At 54.2% G+C, this 15,766-nt stretch carries 15 protein-coding genes; 9 read left to right on the top strand and 6 right to left on the bottom strand.

Features of this window, described 5'->3' with window-relative positions; translation table 11 throughout:
- Window positions 1–118 precede the first annotated feature (118 nt).
- Window positions 119–1,714 carry a response regulator transcription factor gene (locus LG373_RS09275; RefSeq protein ID WP_225749637.1) on the bottom strand — a complete coding sequence of 532 codons (1,596 nt, stop codon included), beginning with the start codon at window positions 1,712–1,714 and terminating at the stop codon, window positions 119–121.
- Between the two features lie 785 nt (window positions 1,715–2,499).
- Between LG373_RS09275 and LG373_RS09270 the strand changes: the two genes are divergently transcribed.
- Window positions 2,500–4,185 carry an MFS transporter gene (locus LG373_RS09270; RefSeq protein WP_216529302.1) on the top strand — a complete coding sequence of 562 codons (1,686 nt, stop codon included), beginning with the start codon at window positions 2,500–2,502 and terminating at the stop codon, window positions 4,183–4,185.
- Between the two features lie 200 nt (window positions 4,186–4,385).
- On the opposite strand, the gene LG373_RS09265 is transcribed toward LG373_RS09270, so the two are convergent.
- Entirely contained in the window at window positions 4,386–5,009 is a 624-nt protein-coding gene (locus LG373_RS09265) for a hypothetical protein (protein WP_216529303.1), read from the bottom strand.
- Window positions 5,010–5,398: 389 nt separating this feature from the next.
- Between LG373_RS09265 and LG373_RS09260 the strand changes: the two genes are divergently transcribed.
- The 5 genes from LG373_RS09260 to LG373_RS09240 all read left to right on the top strand — a co-directional run bounded on the left by LG373_RS09260 (window position 5,399) and on the right by LG373_RS09240 (window position 9,414).
- Window positions 5,399–5,671: a hypothetical protein gene (locus LG373_RS09260; protein WP_225749636.1), complete on the top strand. Its 273-nt coding sequence runs from the start codon at window positions 5,399–5,401 to the stop codon at window positions 5,669–5,671.
- A gap of 161 nt (window positions 5,672–5,832) precedes the next feature.
- On the top strand, window positions 5,833–8,145 hold the full coding sequence (locus LG373_RS09255; protein ID WP_216529304.1) for a molybdopterin-dependent oxidoreductase: 2,313 nt from the start codon (window positions 5,833–5,835) through the stop codon (window positions 8,143–8,145).
- A 20-nt stretch (window positions 8,146–8,165) separates the two neighbouring features.
- On the top strand, window positions 8,166–8,525 hold the full coding sequence (locus LG373_RS09250) for an oxidoreductase (RefSeq protein WP_114566735.1): 360 nt from the start codon (window positions 8,166–8,168) through the stop codon (window positions 8,523–8,525).
- Window positions 8,526–8,612: 87 nt separating this feature from the next.
- A complete protein-coding gene (locus LG373_RS09245; RefSeq protein ID WP_114566734.1) occupies window positions 8,613–8,882 on the top strand; it encodes a hypothetical protein in 270 nt (89 codons plus the stop codon).
- A 196-nt stretch (window positions 8,883–9,078) separates the two neighbouring features.
- A complete protein-coding gene (locus tag LG373_RS09240; protein ID WP_114566733.1) occupies window positions 9,079–9,414 on the top strand; it encodes a hypothetical protein in 336 nt (111 codons plus the stop codon).
- Between the two features lie 99 nt (window positions 9,415–9,513).
- Here LG373_RS09240 and LG373_RS09235 read toward each other — a convergent pair whose 3' ends face one another.
- The gene (locus LG373_RS09235) at window positions 9,514–10,794 is read right to left on the bottom strand and encodes a radical SAM protein (RefSeq protein ID WP_225749635.1); all 1,281 of its coding nucleotides are present in this window, start codon (window positions 10,792–10,794) and stop codon (window positions 9,514–9,516) included.
- Between the two features lie 179 nt (window positions 10,795–10,973).
- Between LG373_RS09235 and LG373_RS09230 the strand changes: the two genes are divergently transcribed.
- Window positions 10,974–11,249 (top strand): hypothetical protein, encoded by a 276-nt coding sequence (locus LG373_RS09230; protein WP_216529306.1) that lies wholly within the window; start codon window positions 10,974–10,976, stop codon window positions 11,247–11,249.
- A 6-nt stretch (window positions 11,250–11,255) separates the two neighbouring features.
- On the opposite strand, the gene LG373_RS09225 is transcribed toward LG373_RS09230, so the two are convergent.
- Window positions 11,256–11,672, bottom strand: a complete 417-nt coding sequence (locus LG373_RS09225; protein WP_114566730.1) for a hypothetical protein — start codon at window positions 11,670–11,672, stop codon at window positions 11,256–11,258.
- Window positions 11,673–11,918: 246 nt separating this feature from the next.
- Between LG373_RS09225 and tig the strand changes: the two genes are divergently transcribed.
- Window positions 11,919–13,232, top strand: coding sequence for a trigger factor (tig, locus tag LG373_RS09220; RefSeq protein WP_225749634.1), 1,314 nt, complete (start codon window positions 11,919–11,921; stop codon window positions 13,230–13,232).
- A 65-nt stretch (window positions 13,233–13,297) separates the two neighbouring features.
- Window positions 13,298–13,816 (top strand): peptidylprolyl isomerase, encoded by a 519-nt coding sequence (locus LG373_RS09215; protein WP_114566728.1) that lies wholly within the window; start codon window positions 13,298–13,300, stop codon window positions 13,814–13,816.
- Between the two features lie 149 nt (window positions 13,817–13,965).
- On the opposite strand, the gene LG373_RS09210 is transcribed toward LG373_RS09215, so the two are convergent.
- Both LG373_RS09210 and LG373_RS09205 read right to left on the bottom strand, forming a co-directional pair.
- A complete protein-coding gene (locus tag LG373_RS09210; RefSeq protein WP_114566727.1) occupies window positions 13,966–14,742 on the bottom strand; it encodes a hypothetical protein in 777 nt (258 codons plus the stop codon).
- A gap of 673 nt (window positions 14,743–15,415) precedes the next feature.
- Window positions 15,416–15,745 (bottom strand): hypothetical protein, encoded by a 330-nt coding sequence (locus tag LG373_RS09205; protein ID WP_114566726.1) that lies wholly within the window; start codon window positions 15,743–15,745, stop codon window positions 15,416–15,418.
- Window positions 15,746–15,766: the final 21 nt, after the last annotated feature.

Below are 15,766 nucleotides of genomic sequence, written 5' to 3'. Positions count from 1 at the left end.
TTCCCGATGCGGGAGGGCGGCAGAATCGTCGGCTTGGGCGGCGCGGCGGGACGGCCTGGACGGCGGCTGGGGTTGCAGTTCGACGTGCGCCCTCTAGCGATAATGCGCGAAGTAACGCCTACTCGCGCGGCTCCCGGCCTTCCCCGATCATGGCGAGCAGCTCCTGCTGGTTGTGGATGTTCAGCTTTCGGTAGATATGCGAGATGTGCGTTTTCGCCGTGCTCTTGGAGATGTACAGCTGATCCTGGATATAGGCAGCGTTGTATCCTTTTGCCAGCATGAACATGACTTCCGTTTCGCGTCGAGAGAGCAGGTAGCGATTGGCTATCTCCTCGCACTGACCGCGGAACCAGCCGCTTTTGCGAGACCCTTCGTCAAGCGGCAATACGTCGGCTGCCGCTTTTTGCGATCCGGCTTTTCTCCGGGGATCTCCAGAAGCGATGGAAGGGGGGTTCTCTGATTTGCTCTTTGCGCTGTCGAGGATTGGGCTGGTTTCAGCGGCCTTGTTGCTTGTTTTCTCGCTCTGGTTTTCGATGTGCGCTTGTTCGTTCTGAAGATTCATGGATGCGATGGCTTTGCTGAAAGAGGCGTTCGTGGGGCCAATGGCATGCTTGATATCGCGTACGCGCGGGAGCAACGCGTACGCTAGCACCATGGTGAACATGACGACGACGGCGCCGCTGTTTTCTCCAAACGGCGTGAGCGCGTCTAGGAGGTGAGGGTCTGCGACTAGAAGAGATCCTACAAGAGATCCCAAAGCTAGGCATCCGCGTCCGACTCCGAACACGAAAATAGGGGACAAGCGAAACTCCTGAGCCAACTCTCCGAAAAACACCCACATGAGCGATTCGAAGCACATGTAGCCTGTCAGCAGGACAAGCGGGGGCACCATGCTGTTATCCAGAGCGAGCGATGGTAAAAAGAACAGAGTGACGGCAATGAAGGGAACGATGGGCCTGAAAAGGAAATCCCAATGACTTCTTTTATCAATCGAGAATACGGTTATAAGAAGCAGAATCGTAGCCGCCCCTCCGGCGAATAGCGCTAACAACTGCGTTGTGAGATCGGATGATGGCAAGATGATTTGCGTGGAAACGGATCGCAAGGCGCCCAGCGCGAATCCAAACAGGAGTACAGGAAAACTGAGGCGCAGGGAAAACGGAACCTTCTTGACGGGTAGTGGGTTGAATATTGGAACGGCATGCCGGATGGCATAGCTTTCGGGTGTAAGTTGCCAGAGCAGCGGGAGCTCCAATAAAGGCAGGCAGGCGGTAAGCGCTCCGGAGTACGGTGCGGGAACGATGTGCAGGACGAGAGAGTATATGGCAACGGCGATAACGGTGGACACCGCCGTGTTCACGACGATAGACGCCGAGCTGTCGCGCGAGTAGGCGACACCCCAAAAGATGAGCATGAACGCGGATCCGATCCCGGTTGCAACTCCAGCGAACGCTGTTGCCGCTATGCCGATTATTCCGGGAGCGAAAGCTGCGAACACGGAGAGCGTTCCGATAAAGGTAAGCGCCGCTGCAACGATCATGGTCTGCTTTCGCGTGTATGTGCGAAGGAATTTTTGGTCCGTTGCCGCAGCGGTGAAAAGCGTTGCGGCAAACACGATGATGGATATCAGGAACACAAACGTAACCGAGGGGATGGAGTCGCCGTTTTGGGCGGTGCCTCCCCCTGTTTGAAAAATCGTAGTAGTCCCAAACATGGCGGAATACACCCATGCTTGGTGGATGCCTAATCCTAGCGATAAGCCGCTTAGCTCGCCTTGAGTACCTAGGCCTCGGTCGTCGTTAACCGTAATGCTGACGCGCGGAAAAGACAAAGCCATGAGACTCTCCCCGTATCCCCCAGAGTTGTTTTTGAATCGGCCCGTTTCCTTCTCCATTTGCGCGTAGGCGCATGCGGTGTTTCCCGATGCGTTGGATAGGGGAAATGGGTCACGCCCTCAGATGTTTCGCGGCTCAATCATCGGTGGGTTCAATATAAACGAAAACAGATCGTCGTTCAAATGCAGAATATTAGGTCTACAAGCGCCATCTGGGGTTATATGGGGTGGTGAGATTGAAGAATGATAAAAATCAACCTCTCGGAACGATAGGGTCCATTTGAAAATTGCCCCCATGATTCGATGCTCTGCATCCTTCGATGCCTAGTATTTGCGGCGTCGGTTTCTTTTGACAAGGATTGATAGGGGGTTGGCCAGGCTGCGCTCTTTCAGCTTGGCTATCCGAAGGAGAATCGTGGAAAGGGGGACGTGCGCGGTCGTTTCTTCCGGCTGCTGCGTATTCTTATGGGTGATTCGAGGGCCGATACGGGGCGGAACTCAAAACTGCGGAAGCCTCAATAATTTGCGAATACTGAAGCGTCTGTAGTTTCCCATCAATGCGCTGCTGCCGTCTTGCTATCGCGTAGAGGGTGAACTTAATTTTTGCAATTTGGCCGATATGGCCGAATTGCAACAGTGTTTACTTTCCTTCAGAGGGGGTTTTGATGGATAAAAAAGAATTTACCATCTCAGAAGTCATAGACTCCATCGGCATCAGTTTGCACACGTGGGTCGTGTTCGTGCTGCTCGCCTTTGCTATGATCTTCGATGGTTATGACTTCATGATCGTCAATTCGACCAACCTGTTCGTTGCTCATACATTCTGGCCGGAAGATGCGGCTCCCGGAGCACTTATGGGGTCTCTAACCACGTGGGGCTTGCTCGGCATGGTTATCGGCGGCGCTGTCGGCGGTATTATGTCCGATAAGATTGGTCGCAAGAAGACGTTGATTGCCGCCGTTATGTTTTACGGGCTGTTCACCTTGCCTCAGGCATTTGCGAATGATCTGGCGTTCTTCGCCGCGTTCCGCCTGATCGCCGGATTTGGCGTTGGTTCCTGCATTCCCGTTGTGACCACGGTGTTCTCCGAGAGCATGCCGTCCAAGCAACGCGGTATCTTTGTTACGTTCGGTATGGCCTTCATGGTCGTCGGCTGGGTTTTGGCTGGTTTGATTGCCAATCCTATCTGCAACGCAGCTACGCCGCTTTTGGGCGAATTCACCAACCAGGTGACCTATGCTCTGGCTGATGGCGGTACGGCTACCATGTACGCCAACTGGCGTATCTGCTACCTGATCGGCGGCATCCCTCTGATCTACGGCATCATTCTCATCTTTACCATGCACGAGACTCCGCACTGGTACGCTAACTCGGGTAACAAGGAGAAGGCATGCGAGCGCCTGACCCAGATCGAGCAGGCAACGCGTCACTCTTCTCACACTTACGATCCCGCTTTGCTGATCGTTCCTCCGAAGCCTGCCAAGACTGGCCCTTCGGTTCTGTTCTCGAGCAAGTTCATCGTGGCAACCTGCGCTATCTGGTCTGCTTACTTCGTCGGCCAGTTCTGCGTGTACGGCATGAACGCCTGGATTCCCACTTGGTTCGTGGGTCTTGGCTATTCGCAGGCCGACAGCGTTGCCCTTCAGACGTGGAACAACGTGGCGGCTATTGCTTCGAACATCGCCGTTGGTTTCGTTTCTGACAAGGTTGGCCGTAAGCGCAACCTCGCTGGGTCGTGGCTGTTCTGCATCGTCGCTATCATTTTGTGCTCCATCTTCGTTGCTCCGAACAATATGGGTTTGTGCATCGCGCTTATGCTGCTGTTCGGTTTTGCGCTCAACTATGCCATCACCGCTGTTCAGCCGTTGATGCCCGAGAGCTATCCCACCGCCATCCGCAATACTGGTACTTCTTGGTGCCAGGCATTCGCCCGCTTCGGCGGTTCGGCGTCCTCCATCGTTCTCGGCGGTATTGCCGGTATGGCCATGTTCCAGACTGCTGCCGGCAATACAAACTGGTCGACGGTGGTTCTCGTGCTTATTGTCCCGTTTGCCCTGGGCTTCATCTGCACGGTTTTGTTCGTTAAGGAAACAGCTGGCAAGTCTATGGATGCGTTGGCGGAAGAGGAAGACAAGCTTGGCAACTCCGAGAGCGACGGTATGATGCGCTTCGGCGTTATGCTGGTAATCGTTGCTATTTTGGCTGTGCTGTGCATCGTTTGCCCCCTGGTGGTTCCCGGATGGTCCAAGCAGCCGTACGCACTGCCTCTCATGGCTGTCGGCCTGCTTCTTCCCTTCCTGTACTTCTTCGTGTTCGGTGGCGCTCAGCTGGCTAAGAACAAGAAGAAGTAGCATGGATCTTTCGCGACGCGACCGTCTCCCCTTGACGGCTTAGCCGTCCGACGTGTGGCTTCGCAACGTGTTTTGTTACGCAAGAAGCCCTCGCCCTTCGATGAAGGAGCGAGGGCTTCTTTTTTGCTCGGCTTGATCAGTGCTTCCGGACAGCTGTCCGGGTCTCTCCCGGTTTGCTTGGCGTTGGTGGTCTTGTGTGCCTACTTGGCGTCTTCAGCGAGGCTCTTAGCTTCCTCAGGGGCCTTCTCGAGCTCTTGTAGCTGTTCGTAGGTAAGGCCTCGCCCTTCAAACATCCATCGCTTGAGCTTCTGGGCTTTCGACGCATTGGGGTCTTTCAAGCTTTCGCTCTTTCCTTTGTATTCTTCCTTGATGCCCATGGCCACGATGGCTGCCGTCGCTATGCGCAGCTTGGCGACGTCGCTCGTTTTGATTTCGTAGCATGCCCCACGGTTTTTGAAGTCGACTAGGCGGACGTGGCCTTCCTGCTTCGAGGTGTCTTCGTTGGTGAAGTGGAAAGGGGGGTTGGATAGGCTTCCTTTGACCAGCCAGCGCAGGCCCTCTATGTAATAGTCCTTGAACACTCGCAAGGTATGGAACGCATACTCCCATCGCTCAAGTTGCAAATAGTACGTAAGCGTTTGCGCGTCCGGCTTGATACGCCCCATCTCGCCGCCCATTCGTCCAAATATGGTCACTTTGTCGCGTTCGCTGGACCAATCTCCCTTGAAGCTGAGAAACGTGTCCCCGTCTTCGTACCAGACGTCGAAATCCTCGTGACGGGCCAGTGCGTCCGCGGGCAGATAGACTCGATTGTTCTTTTTCACCAGGGCCTCCTCAGGGGTGTTTGGGTCTGCCGCGATTATAGCGTACCTAAGCCCGTTCGCGCGTCGACCACCAAAAGCAAGAAATGTAAAAAATGGCTTATTATCAGGTGAAACAGAGTCATATCGTACTTGTCTCAAACGAAAATCAACCTCTCGGACCGATGGTATTCACACCAAAATTGTCCTTGTGATTCGATATGCAATTTGCGGAACTACCTATTCTGAAATCACCGGATACGTTGGTGCTTGCAATGGCCGAAGCCGGTATTGGCAAGTCATTGGCACGGTGGCGAAATCCCCGTTTTGCATCGTGCATGACATACGTTGGAGTGGTCGGCGACGGCACGTTGCTGCGGTTGCCGATCAAATGAGGAACGGAGGCTTCCCTTATGTGTTTTAGACCAGCAGATGCGTCCGGCGGCGACGGGATGAACAAGTGCCCCGAGTGCGGTAAGACCATCCAGATGATGGCGGGCGTTACTTTGAAAAAGTGCCCGTTCTGCAAGTGCGATTTCACGCCGTACATCAATGGCGAAAAGCCGCTTCCCGGTGCAGGCGCCCCTGCAGCCCCTGCAGCCCCTGGTGCCCCTGGTGCCCCCAAGGCTCCCGGTGCCCCCAAGCCTCCCGCGGCTCCCGGTGCCCCCAAGCCTCCCACCGCTTAAGGCGAACAGTACTTGGCGATGCCCGTTGGGGATGGGCATCCTTCAGATTTGAAAGCCCGGGGAGGGGGTGATCGCCGAGTAGCTTATGTTTTGGTTTTCTCGCCGCAAGGCGGAAAAAGTTTCTTCAGTATGCGAGTGACGAGCTCAGAAAGAAGGAAAACATGGCATACGGTAAACAGTGGCAAACCGTAATGGAGGATGGGACGGTTGTAACCCGTAGCAATACGTGGTCGCCTCCGGGAAGCCATCCCGTAGGGTACGGCGTCAAGGTTGTTACCAAGGACGGCGAGCTGATCCGCATCGAGGGCGATGACGACAACCCCATCACCACCGGTCGCGTGAACGCAATGAACCTTGCTCTTCGCGAGTACACGTACGCTCCGTCGCGTATCATCCACCCGATGAAGCGCGATTATGCCGATCGCGGCAAGGACAAGTGGGTTCAGACCACGTGGGACGAGGCTCTGGATACCATTTGCGAGAAGGTTCGTTATTTCCAGGAGACGTATGGTCCCGAGTCGATCGTGTGCTTCGGCGGTACTGGTCGCGAGGCCTGCATCTTCTACTATGCGCTGACCTTCTCCGTTCTGCAGTCGCCCAACTGCTGCTACACGCAGTCCGGTTGGTCCTGCTACGGTCCGCGCTGCTCCATTTCCGACTACGTTTTGGGTGCTGGCTATCCCGAGCTCGACTATGCCGGCCATCTGCCTGGCAGCTACCAGGATCCGCGTTACGAAGTGCCGAAGTACATTGTTGTTTGGGGTAAAGAACCTCTTCCGTCCAACGGCGACGGCTTCTTCGGCCACTGCCTGGTCGACCTCATGAAGCTTGGCACCAAGATTATCTCCATCGACCCCCGTATCACGTGGGTGGGCGCTCATGACGGCAACATCAACCTGCAGGTTCGTCCTCAGACGGACACCGCTCTTGCTTTGGCCATCATGAACCTCATGTTCGAGAACGACGAGTACGATCACGAGTTCGCTGAGAAGTGGATCTACGGCTTGGACGAGATCAAAGAGCGTGCTGCTGAGTACCCCGTCGACAAGGTTGCCGAGATCACCACGGTTCCCGCCGAGGATATCAAGCGCGTTGCGCACATTATCGGTACCGAGCGTCCTGTCGGTTGGGCATGGGGTCTGGCGTTCGATCAGAACAAGAACGGCGTGCAGCTGTCCCAGGCGTTCATCATTCTTGCCGCTCTGGCTGGCTCGATCGACCGCCCCGGTGGCCTGACGCTTGGTCCTCCGTCTGCTCTGCTTGGCAAGTGGCGTATGGAGCAGCGTGGCGCTATGGAAGACTCTGTGTGGGAGAAGCGCATCGGTGCTGCTGCATGGCCGGGTCTGTCCACCGGCATGGCTACCACGCAGCCCGACGAGACGCTGAACACCATGGAATCCGACGAGCCCTATGCTCTGAAGATGGGTTGGTTCAACAGCTCCAATTTCCTGACTCCGACCTGCTCCGCTCAGCCGAAGCGTTGGCATAAGGCTCTGCAAAAGCTCGAGTTCGTGGTCGTTCAGGACCTCACCATGACCCCGACGGCTATGGCCGTGGGCGACTACTTCTTGCCGATGGCAACGTGGGCCGAGCACAACGGCATCGTTCTGACGCACTATGGCCGCAACACCGTGTTCATGGGCCCCATGAACAAGGCTCTGCAGGTTGGCGAGTGCAAGTCCGACGTCGAGATCTGCCTCATGTTTGGTCAGCGCCTCAACCCGAGCTGGTGGCCGTGGTACAAGCCTGCTGACGGCAAGTCCCTCGACCTCGATGCTCTGGCAACGGCTGTCGAGGACTTCTACAGCGATCAGCTGAAGGAGCTTGGCTTCGACTGGAAGACCTTCCAGGAGCTTGGCCTGTATCAGCCCGGCGCTCATGGCTTCGAGTACGAGAAGTACGAGAAGGGTCTGCTCCGCTTCGACGGCGAGCCCGGCTTCAACACCATTACCGGCCAGATCGAAGCCTACTCGATTCTGTACGAATCCTGGGGCGAGGACCCGCTGCCGTACTACGAAGAGCCGAACTACAGCCCGATCAGCAAGCCTGAGTTTGCCGGTCAGTATCCGCTGATTTCTACGTCTGGCTCTCGTCGTTACAGCTCGTTCCACTCCGAGCATCGTCACGTGCCGTCTTTGCGTCAGATCGATCCGTGGCCGTGGGTGCAGCTCAACCCGCAGACCGCCGAGGAATACGGCATCACCGATGGCGACTGGTGCGAGGTTTACAACATGTTCGGCGAGGCTCGCTTCAAGGCCGAGGTTACTCCGGTCATCAAGCCCGGTATCCTGAACTGCGCTCATGGCTGGTGGTTCCCCGAGCAGGATGGCGAAGAGCCCAACCTGTTCGGCGTTTGGAAGTCCAACTTCAACAGTCTGGTTCCGCACTTCAATGTTGGTAAGCTTGGCTTCGGTGCTCCTTACAAGGGCGTCATGTGCAACGTTCGTCGCGTCCGTAGCCTTGACCAGGACTAACAAGAAAGGAAGTGACACCAATGGCAGATCAGAAATACGCTTTGCTCGTTGATTACACCTATTTCTCTGGCAATCATGCCGCTGAGATTGCCTGCAAGGAAGAGCTCGGCCTTCCTCTCGATCAGTTCGGCATCAAGGAAGTCGAAGTTGGTCCGTTCAAGAAGGGCGAGGGCAATGACGGCGACGCTTGGGAATGGTTCTACATCCCGTGCCCGACGTCCATCTTCTCCGAGCATTGGGGAACGGGCGGCGATAAGGCCGGCCAGCGCCCGATGGCTGTGCAGGTAGAAGAGTCTGCTTCCATGTACTACGGTACGCTTGAGGAGATGCAGGCCAAGATGGCTGAGTTCGACCGCCCGATGGTGCTGTTCCAGCTCTAAGCTTGCGCTCTAGGTAGGATTACCGTGGCCATCGGTTGCGTAGCCGGTGACCACGGTATCGTGTTGAAGACTGACAAGGAGGGCGAAATGACTCGTGACGAATTTTTGGCACTTGACGCACCCGAGGGCGCAGAGAAGCTGAACGCTCTGCTGGCTGAGGGCAAGAGCCAAGATGAAGCTATGGCTGAGTGCGGCATTACCAAGGCCGAGCTGATGAAGGCGCAGATCTTCTTCGTGAAGGGCAAGTACATTGCCCGCGCTTGGGGCGGTTACACCTCCACGAAGGCTACTGGTAACGAAGGTGCTGGCGAACTTGGTCTTGGCGGCAGCTTCAAGGACATCAAGCCGGCGGAATAAGCTTAAGCGATGTGCTTTTGCTGAAGTGAAGAGAAAGGGCTCGCTTGTTTCTCGGGGCGAGTCCTTTCTTGAAATGGGGAGCACTACGTTGTCCGTAGCGCTTTTCAGGGGGAAAGAGCTTTACGGGCATCGTATTGAAAACTATGGGAAGCGCCGAAAAAGCGAACACCGGACCGCGCAAGGAGGCAAGGCTCTTATGGCAACTGAAGACGAGATCAAGCGAGAAGTCGAAGAACTGGGTCGACTGACGGAGGAGCAGGAGAACATCCTGTACAACATCTGCCTGAAGCAGGACGAACTGGGGCGCGAGTCTACGAACATGCTTTTGAGCAAGCTTAAAGGCAATCCTATATACCAGGATATGCTTGATCGTAAGTACCTGACGTACGACGTGTTCAACCATGGTGGCAAGCATGAGATCGCGTGCTTGTACGTGACACTTAAGGGTATGCGCTACTGCATTCTTTTTGCTGAAGAACTTTCTCTTCGTCGCAAATTGAATCCGGCGGGCGCTCCTTGGAAGGTTGCGTAGTTTCTGTACGCCTGACCGCGCATGCGTGAATAAGAAACGCCCCGGACGTCCGGGGCGTTTCTTTGAAGTTCGCTTGGATGCCGTGCAAGCTTTGTGGCACTATGCTTCGCGCAAAGCCACGTCAATCAGGTAGCTTTCCGAGTCATTGCTCTCGCACACCAAGTAACATGTCATGATGCGGACGGACTTCCCGTTATTTGCCATGATGCTGCGCGCTGTATCGAGAAAGCGCGGAGGGAATGCAAGGGATTGTTCGGCCGGGTCTTCCATGAAGTCGGTGCAGCCTGCTTCTTGAAGCGCTGCGCGTACCGGAGGCACATCCTTTCCAAACACTTTTGCCGTTTTCAAAAAGAAATCGTCGTTGTCGAATACTACGCACGGATGAGCGTTGGCAGCTCGTTCGTTTTTTTGTCGAAGCTCGCTGCGGTGCTTGTTTTCAAGGGAGCAGTAGTGCATTCCAAACGATATTCCCTCGTCAAGTGCCCACTCCATAAGCGAAAGGGCAAGTGCTTCACTACCGGCGACGGCCAAGCCGCCCGAATAATCGTAGTCGTACATGACCTCGAATGGAGGGTTCTTCAGCATGAATCCTCGCTTGCTGAATTCGTCCCAGTTGCAGAAGGGGAAGCAGAATTCCAAAAGGTTGATGCCATCGATGCCGACCTCTTGGAATGCGCGGAACAACTTGTGCATATGTTGCTCGGAACCGGGAATCACCGGCATTTCCACCATGACCGAGGGAATGTGGCGCTTGGCGACGCGCATAGCTGCAATAACTTGCTTTTGCTGATCGGGAGTATCGTCGTCCTTTACGCTGAATCGGATTTCATCCAATCCGGCCGCGCACAATCTCGCAGCGCTCTCTTCGGTCAGCAGATCCCCTGAGGTGTACATGCGTTTGTGTGCGTTTGGCCACGTTCTTTCTGCATGTTGTAAAAAGTCGATCGCGTTTTCCAGATCGAGTAGAGGCTCGCCTCCGGTTAGACCCACGCAAGCAAGAGTTTGGTTCTCGCTTGCCGATCGTTCGAGGGTTTCCTTCCAGGGACAGCCTTCGCGAAAGAACGTTTCGTATTCGGGTTGGTTGTGGTTGAAGCAAAAATAGCAATCTCGGTGGCACTTGAACGTAGTGGAAAACGTTTCCGATCCGCGGTTGCCGGTGCATTCCACGCAGGCCGACGAAAGATGCCCCACGCTGAGACTTGCCCCGCTATTGCGCGAAGCAACTCCTCGTGCAATCAGGCGTGTGCGAAGTTGGGCGCAAAGATCGGCGTCAGCGTATTTTGGAGCGAATATCAACCCCTTTTTCTCAAGGGTTTGCACGTAGCGTTTTTCGACGTCGGCGTATTCGGCGAGGGCTGCATCGAGTGCTTCATCGGACATGCGGGCGCTCCGTTCGTATCTGTTCGACAATGGGTTGTTGAAGATGCGGTTTTTGCATGCTGGTCTGGGGTTATTTGTTCGATCGGGGTTGGACTTTTTGCTTGCTCCATTATAGTCGGTATAGGCGACTTGTATGACGAGACGCATCATTGCTGAGGGCAATACAAGGAGGTCGCGCGGTGGAAGTTCCTGTTGAAAGACGTTTTCAAGGGTCGGTGCGCTTGGTGACGCTGCATCTTTGGCGAGTTGCGAAATCGACCGATCTTGAAAAGGGATTCGAGGTCGCGCGTCGCTTGGGGATGCTTAGCCAGCAGAACGAAGATTTCGTTCGAGCCTGCTTTTTGATTGACGCGCAGATTGATCAGGGGCTCGCGTGCGATGGAGCGGTAGACATGCACATGGTTGACGAGCTGCAAAAATGCGCTATTCGTTTGAATACGGCTGATCCTGCGTAGAGCCTGCTATCCGCATTTGTAGCACGTGGGAGTGAAACTCAGCACCCGCTTGGTGATTTCGGGTTGCGTACGAAGCTTGACGAGCATGTTGTATACAGCCGCTCCGTCTATCGAAACAATTCGCGGATTCTTCGACTTCATAGCAAAGTAGACATCGGCTGCCGTGAGCCCTTCGATCACGAGAGGGCTTTCAACTTTGTCGAAGAAGCGAGGCTTGGGTAGGTCGAGGTAAGAACAGAATTCCCGGTAGATGTCATCGTGCTCAGGTGCGAAGAGCGTTTTGCTGTAATCCGGGCGATGCGTAAGGCAGGATGCCTCTTCAGAAAGCTCGGCATCCAGCTCCGCAAAATAGTCGAGTGCTGCTTGGCCTCGCTGGGCAATTCCCTGTTTGATGTGCTGCTGCTCGCGCTCGTAGGTCCCCATGATTTCCTCCCTGCAAACAAAGGAAAATAAGCCTATTCGTTTCGGTGTTTTCATCGTAGTTTTCGGGCGTTTTCTGCTAAGTTACAAACACCTTGCTTTTGATAGTTTAGCCTGATTAAAGGCCATATAACAAGAATTATAGCAGGGCGATTGTGGTACAATTACTACCATGCAGTCAGCGGGCTTGAATGCAAGTTGAACAGGGTTCAAAAAAGCCAAACATCTTCGAACTACTCGGGGGAAATCGTGCTAATCAAAGACAAAACGCGCGTGGATGATGGCGAGGTTCAAGAGCTCTCTTTCACCATGGTCGCAACGGTGCAGGAAGTCGAAGAATCAGCGAAAGAGTTTTTTCGCCAGATCTCTCAAAAAGATATTCCGGGCTTTCGGAAAGGCAAAGCCCCTCGCAATATCTTGGAGCAAAGCGTAGGCGGTCATGCGAACGCTATGGGCGGAGTTGCCGAGACGCTTATCAATGAATTTGCCTTCAAAGCTATCGATGATGAGGGAGTTCTTTTTATCGGGGATCCTCAATTCAACGTTGCCGAGATGCTGGAAGAAGGGAAGCCGTTCTCGTTCGATGTGTCCGGACCCGTTGCGCCGAGCATGCATCTGGCAAGTTATGAACCGGTTTCTATCGTGATGCCGCCCGAGGAGGCAACCGAGCAGGATATTAAAGCTCAGATTCGCGAACTGCAAAGCTATTACCATTCTTTTGAAACGATCGACGATGCTGAGCATAAAGCCGAATGGGGTGACTATGTTGAAATGACCTTGACCGTGACGAACCACGGCAGGATGGTGTCTGGTCTTGGAGCGGCCGACCGCATGATAGGTCTGGGCGAGGGAACCATGCCCGAATCGTTTGATGCTCAGGTAATTGGTTCGAAAGTCGGCGACAGGCTCGAATTCGACTTCGAGGCAAAAGATGCCGAAGGCGAATCGGAATACGGCGACGGCGAGTTGAGCGCGATCGTCGAAGTCAAGGGTTTGCGAAGATGCATCGTGCCTGAAGTGGATGACGCATTTGCGGTTAAAGTTGGTTGCGAAAATGTTGATGATCTGCGGAAGCAGTTGAAATTGGCCATCAATATGCAGAAGGGGAAAGACCTCCCCGGTCTGATGGTAGATCGAGCGATTGATCAATTGGTCAATCGCCTAGAAGGGGCCGTCCCTGCTTATTACATTGATTTTATTCGTCAAGATGTCGGACGCGAGATGATTCAGTCGCTCAAGCAGCAGGGAACCAGCCTGCAGCAATGGATGCTGCAGAACAGCATTGATGGCGACAAGATGAAAGAAAAAATCTCGATCGAAGCAGAACGCCGCGCAGCTATCGACTGCGCTCTTGAATCCCTGTTCGCGCAAAAGGGCTGGGAGCTTTCCGAAGAGGACATCGATGGAATGTTTTCGAGCGAGCGCGGCCTTGAGGGCACGCGTGAAGATTGGGAAAAGAGCGGTCGCATGGCGTCCGTCCGAAAGATGTGTCGTCAGTCGAAATCGACGGAATGGCTGGTTGAGACGGCTGTGGTCACGGTGGTAGAAGAACCGGTTGAATAAGCGAACTGCCCGCTGGATTGTCTGTCGCGTTGTGGTGGACAATCGATTCGAAAAGGAGATCGAAGATGGAACTTGGCTCTACGGTAACTCTTACCTACACGGGTAAGCTCGATGATGGCACGGTTTTTGGGTTCGCTACGCCGGAGAATCCGATGAAGTTTCAAACGGGTATGGATATGGCGATCGACGGATTCGAGAAGGCTATTCTGGAGATGAACGAAGTGGGCGAGCGTGCTACGTTTATCGTTGATGAATACGGTGGATACGGTGAGTACTTAGAGGATTATACGGCGCGCATTCCCTTGGAGCAGATTCCCGTTTCCGACGTCAAAGTGGGAAAGCGCATTATGCTAGCAAGCGGCGAAGACGGATCGCCTATGCCTGCGACGGTTTTGGAGGTTGGCAAGGGCGTGGTGGTGTTTGACTTGAACCATCCTTTGGCTGGCCAGAATCTCAATTTCGAAGTGGAGATTCTCGAAATCGAAGATGCGCCTGAGAATTTTGTTTCTGCTGCCGAAAAGAGCAAACATTTCAAAGAGCAGTCGAAGCTGCTTGGTGGCGACCAGGGCGAAGACTATCGCTAAGCTTTTTCGCCGATAGTGCAAAAGAACCCCCGCCTGGTTTCAAGTATGGCGGGGGTTCTTTTGCATTCGCGTTGCGGCGCGGGGCTTCGATTTTCTCTTTTGCGCGAAGCATCGAAAAGAATCCTTTTAGATGCTTCGCGCTTTACGTCTTACAATCCTACGAAGCTGTCAGGGAACTGCTTGTTCGCGTTGAGCACGTCGTTGCTCGTGTCTCCGTAGCGCAGCCATTCCGTGTCGGTAGCCTTGCGTTTGATCCTCGCGTTTTCCATGACTTCTTTTAGGGCCTTGGTCTTTCGGGCGTACTCTTCCATTTGGGCGAGGCGGCCCTGCATCTCGATCTGGCGCCTCTTCCGCGCCTTGTCCTGGATGCTGTCTCCGGGAATGATATCGTAATAATCTTCAGGCTCAACGATTATTCCCTGATGGGTTGCGTAGGCTTCGAGCGCGGAGTCTTCTCGGAGGCTTTGAAGCGTGCGCTCTTTGACGTCGGCGTACACTTGCTCAACCGTGATGCCGCGCTGTTGGCTGAAACTCTCCAGGGTCATACCGTTCCGGGCGATCATTTCCTCAAGGCGTACATTCGCGTCGTTGAGCGCACCTTCAACGAGATCTTCGGGGAGCTCTTCAACCAAACGCGTCGCGAGTTCTTTGCAGATAACGTCTTGGTCTGCCAGTTCTTGAAGCTCCCTGCTGTCTTTATACATGTTGTATCGAATGAAGATCAACAGGTCATCTACACTCTTGAAGTCTTCGGTGCGGGTGCTGATCCAGCTGTCGGTAAGTTTAGGCTCTTCACCGGCCTTGCAAATCATGTTTTTCAACCAGCGGATTGCCTGGTCTTTGATGGCGTCTTCGGGAATTCGGATTTCCTCGGCGACTACGTAAACCGGGTCGTACGAGGTGAGAGTGAAGTGATGGCTTGCCATATGATAGCCTCCATGGGTTGAGTATGCGCGCTGTTCCCCGTGAGTTTCCGCGTGTCGCGCGCATGTGACATGCGATCATACTAGACTACGTCATATATTATATAGCAAGCGAATGCGTTGAGAAGGATGATTGGTCGAACCTGTGTGTCCTTAGTTAAATATGGGACTCTGGGGATGATGGATGAGGGACTATCTCTTGCTACCATTGATCGCAAAGAGCGACGACAAGGTGTTCGTGCGTCTAGATCGGTTGAAGGGAGCGAGAGAACGTGTGTTGGTCGTGTAATCCGATTTGCGGCGGTTGCAGACCGCCGCGCAAACGCCCGGTCAAGTGTCCGGAGTGCGGTATGTTCAATGCGGTGGATCTGGAGCATTTCTCTGAACCAAACCCATGTACGAAATGCGGGTTTGATTTGACGGACATGGCTGTTCCCGAGCCTGTGGTGTGTACGATTTGCGGTGAAGTGTGCTACAACTCGTGTAAGAAGGGAAGAACGGATCAACTGACCGAAGATATTCGTCCATGTCTGACGCGTGTGAACGAACCGTTGCGCATGTCAAAATGAGATAGGCTTCTCATTTTGGAAATGATGCCATGGTTTTGCGCTGCCCCTTTTTATAAGGGGCAGCGCTTTTAGGTCGGTAGAGGTGAGCTGCTTTACGGGTGGCGCTTCTACCGGTGTGTCTTGATGCGGTCTTTCGTAATTCCCGTACGATCACAGATGCTGTCGATCTCGCGTCGATTTTTGGCAATGCTGATGCCCGATTGCCCTGCAATGAAAGCCATAAATATAGCTATCAGATAAACAGCGCCGCTGGCTATTGTGCCAACCGACTCGGATGGAATGAGGCCGTACACGTCGAGGGCAGTGCGTCCGAGGCCGAGCAATAGGACGACTGCCATGGCCGCAAGGATCTTAATAAACGCCTTGCGGTTGCTTGCCTTCAAAGTCTCGATGGTTTCGAAGGCCTTAGAGAATTGCTTGCTTGCTTTCTTTGACATGCCGGTCTCCTTGCCGCGCTT

Origin of the sequence: Paraeggerthella sp. Marseille-Q4926 (assembly GCF_916618935.1) — a bacterium.
In the GTDB taxonomy this organism is placed as follows: Bacteria; Actinomycetota; Coriobacteriia; order Coriobacteriales; family Eggerthellaceae; genus Paraeggerthella; species Paraeggerthella hominis.
The sequence above is the reverse complement of the archived record's forward strand: the minus strand, read 5'-3'. Positions and strand labels throughout refer to the sequence as shown.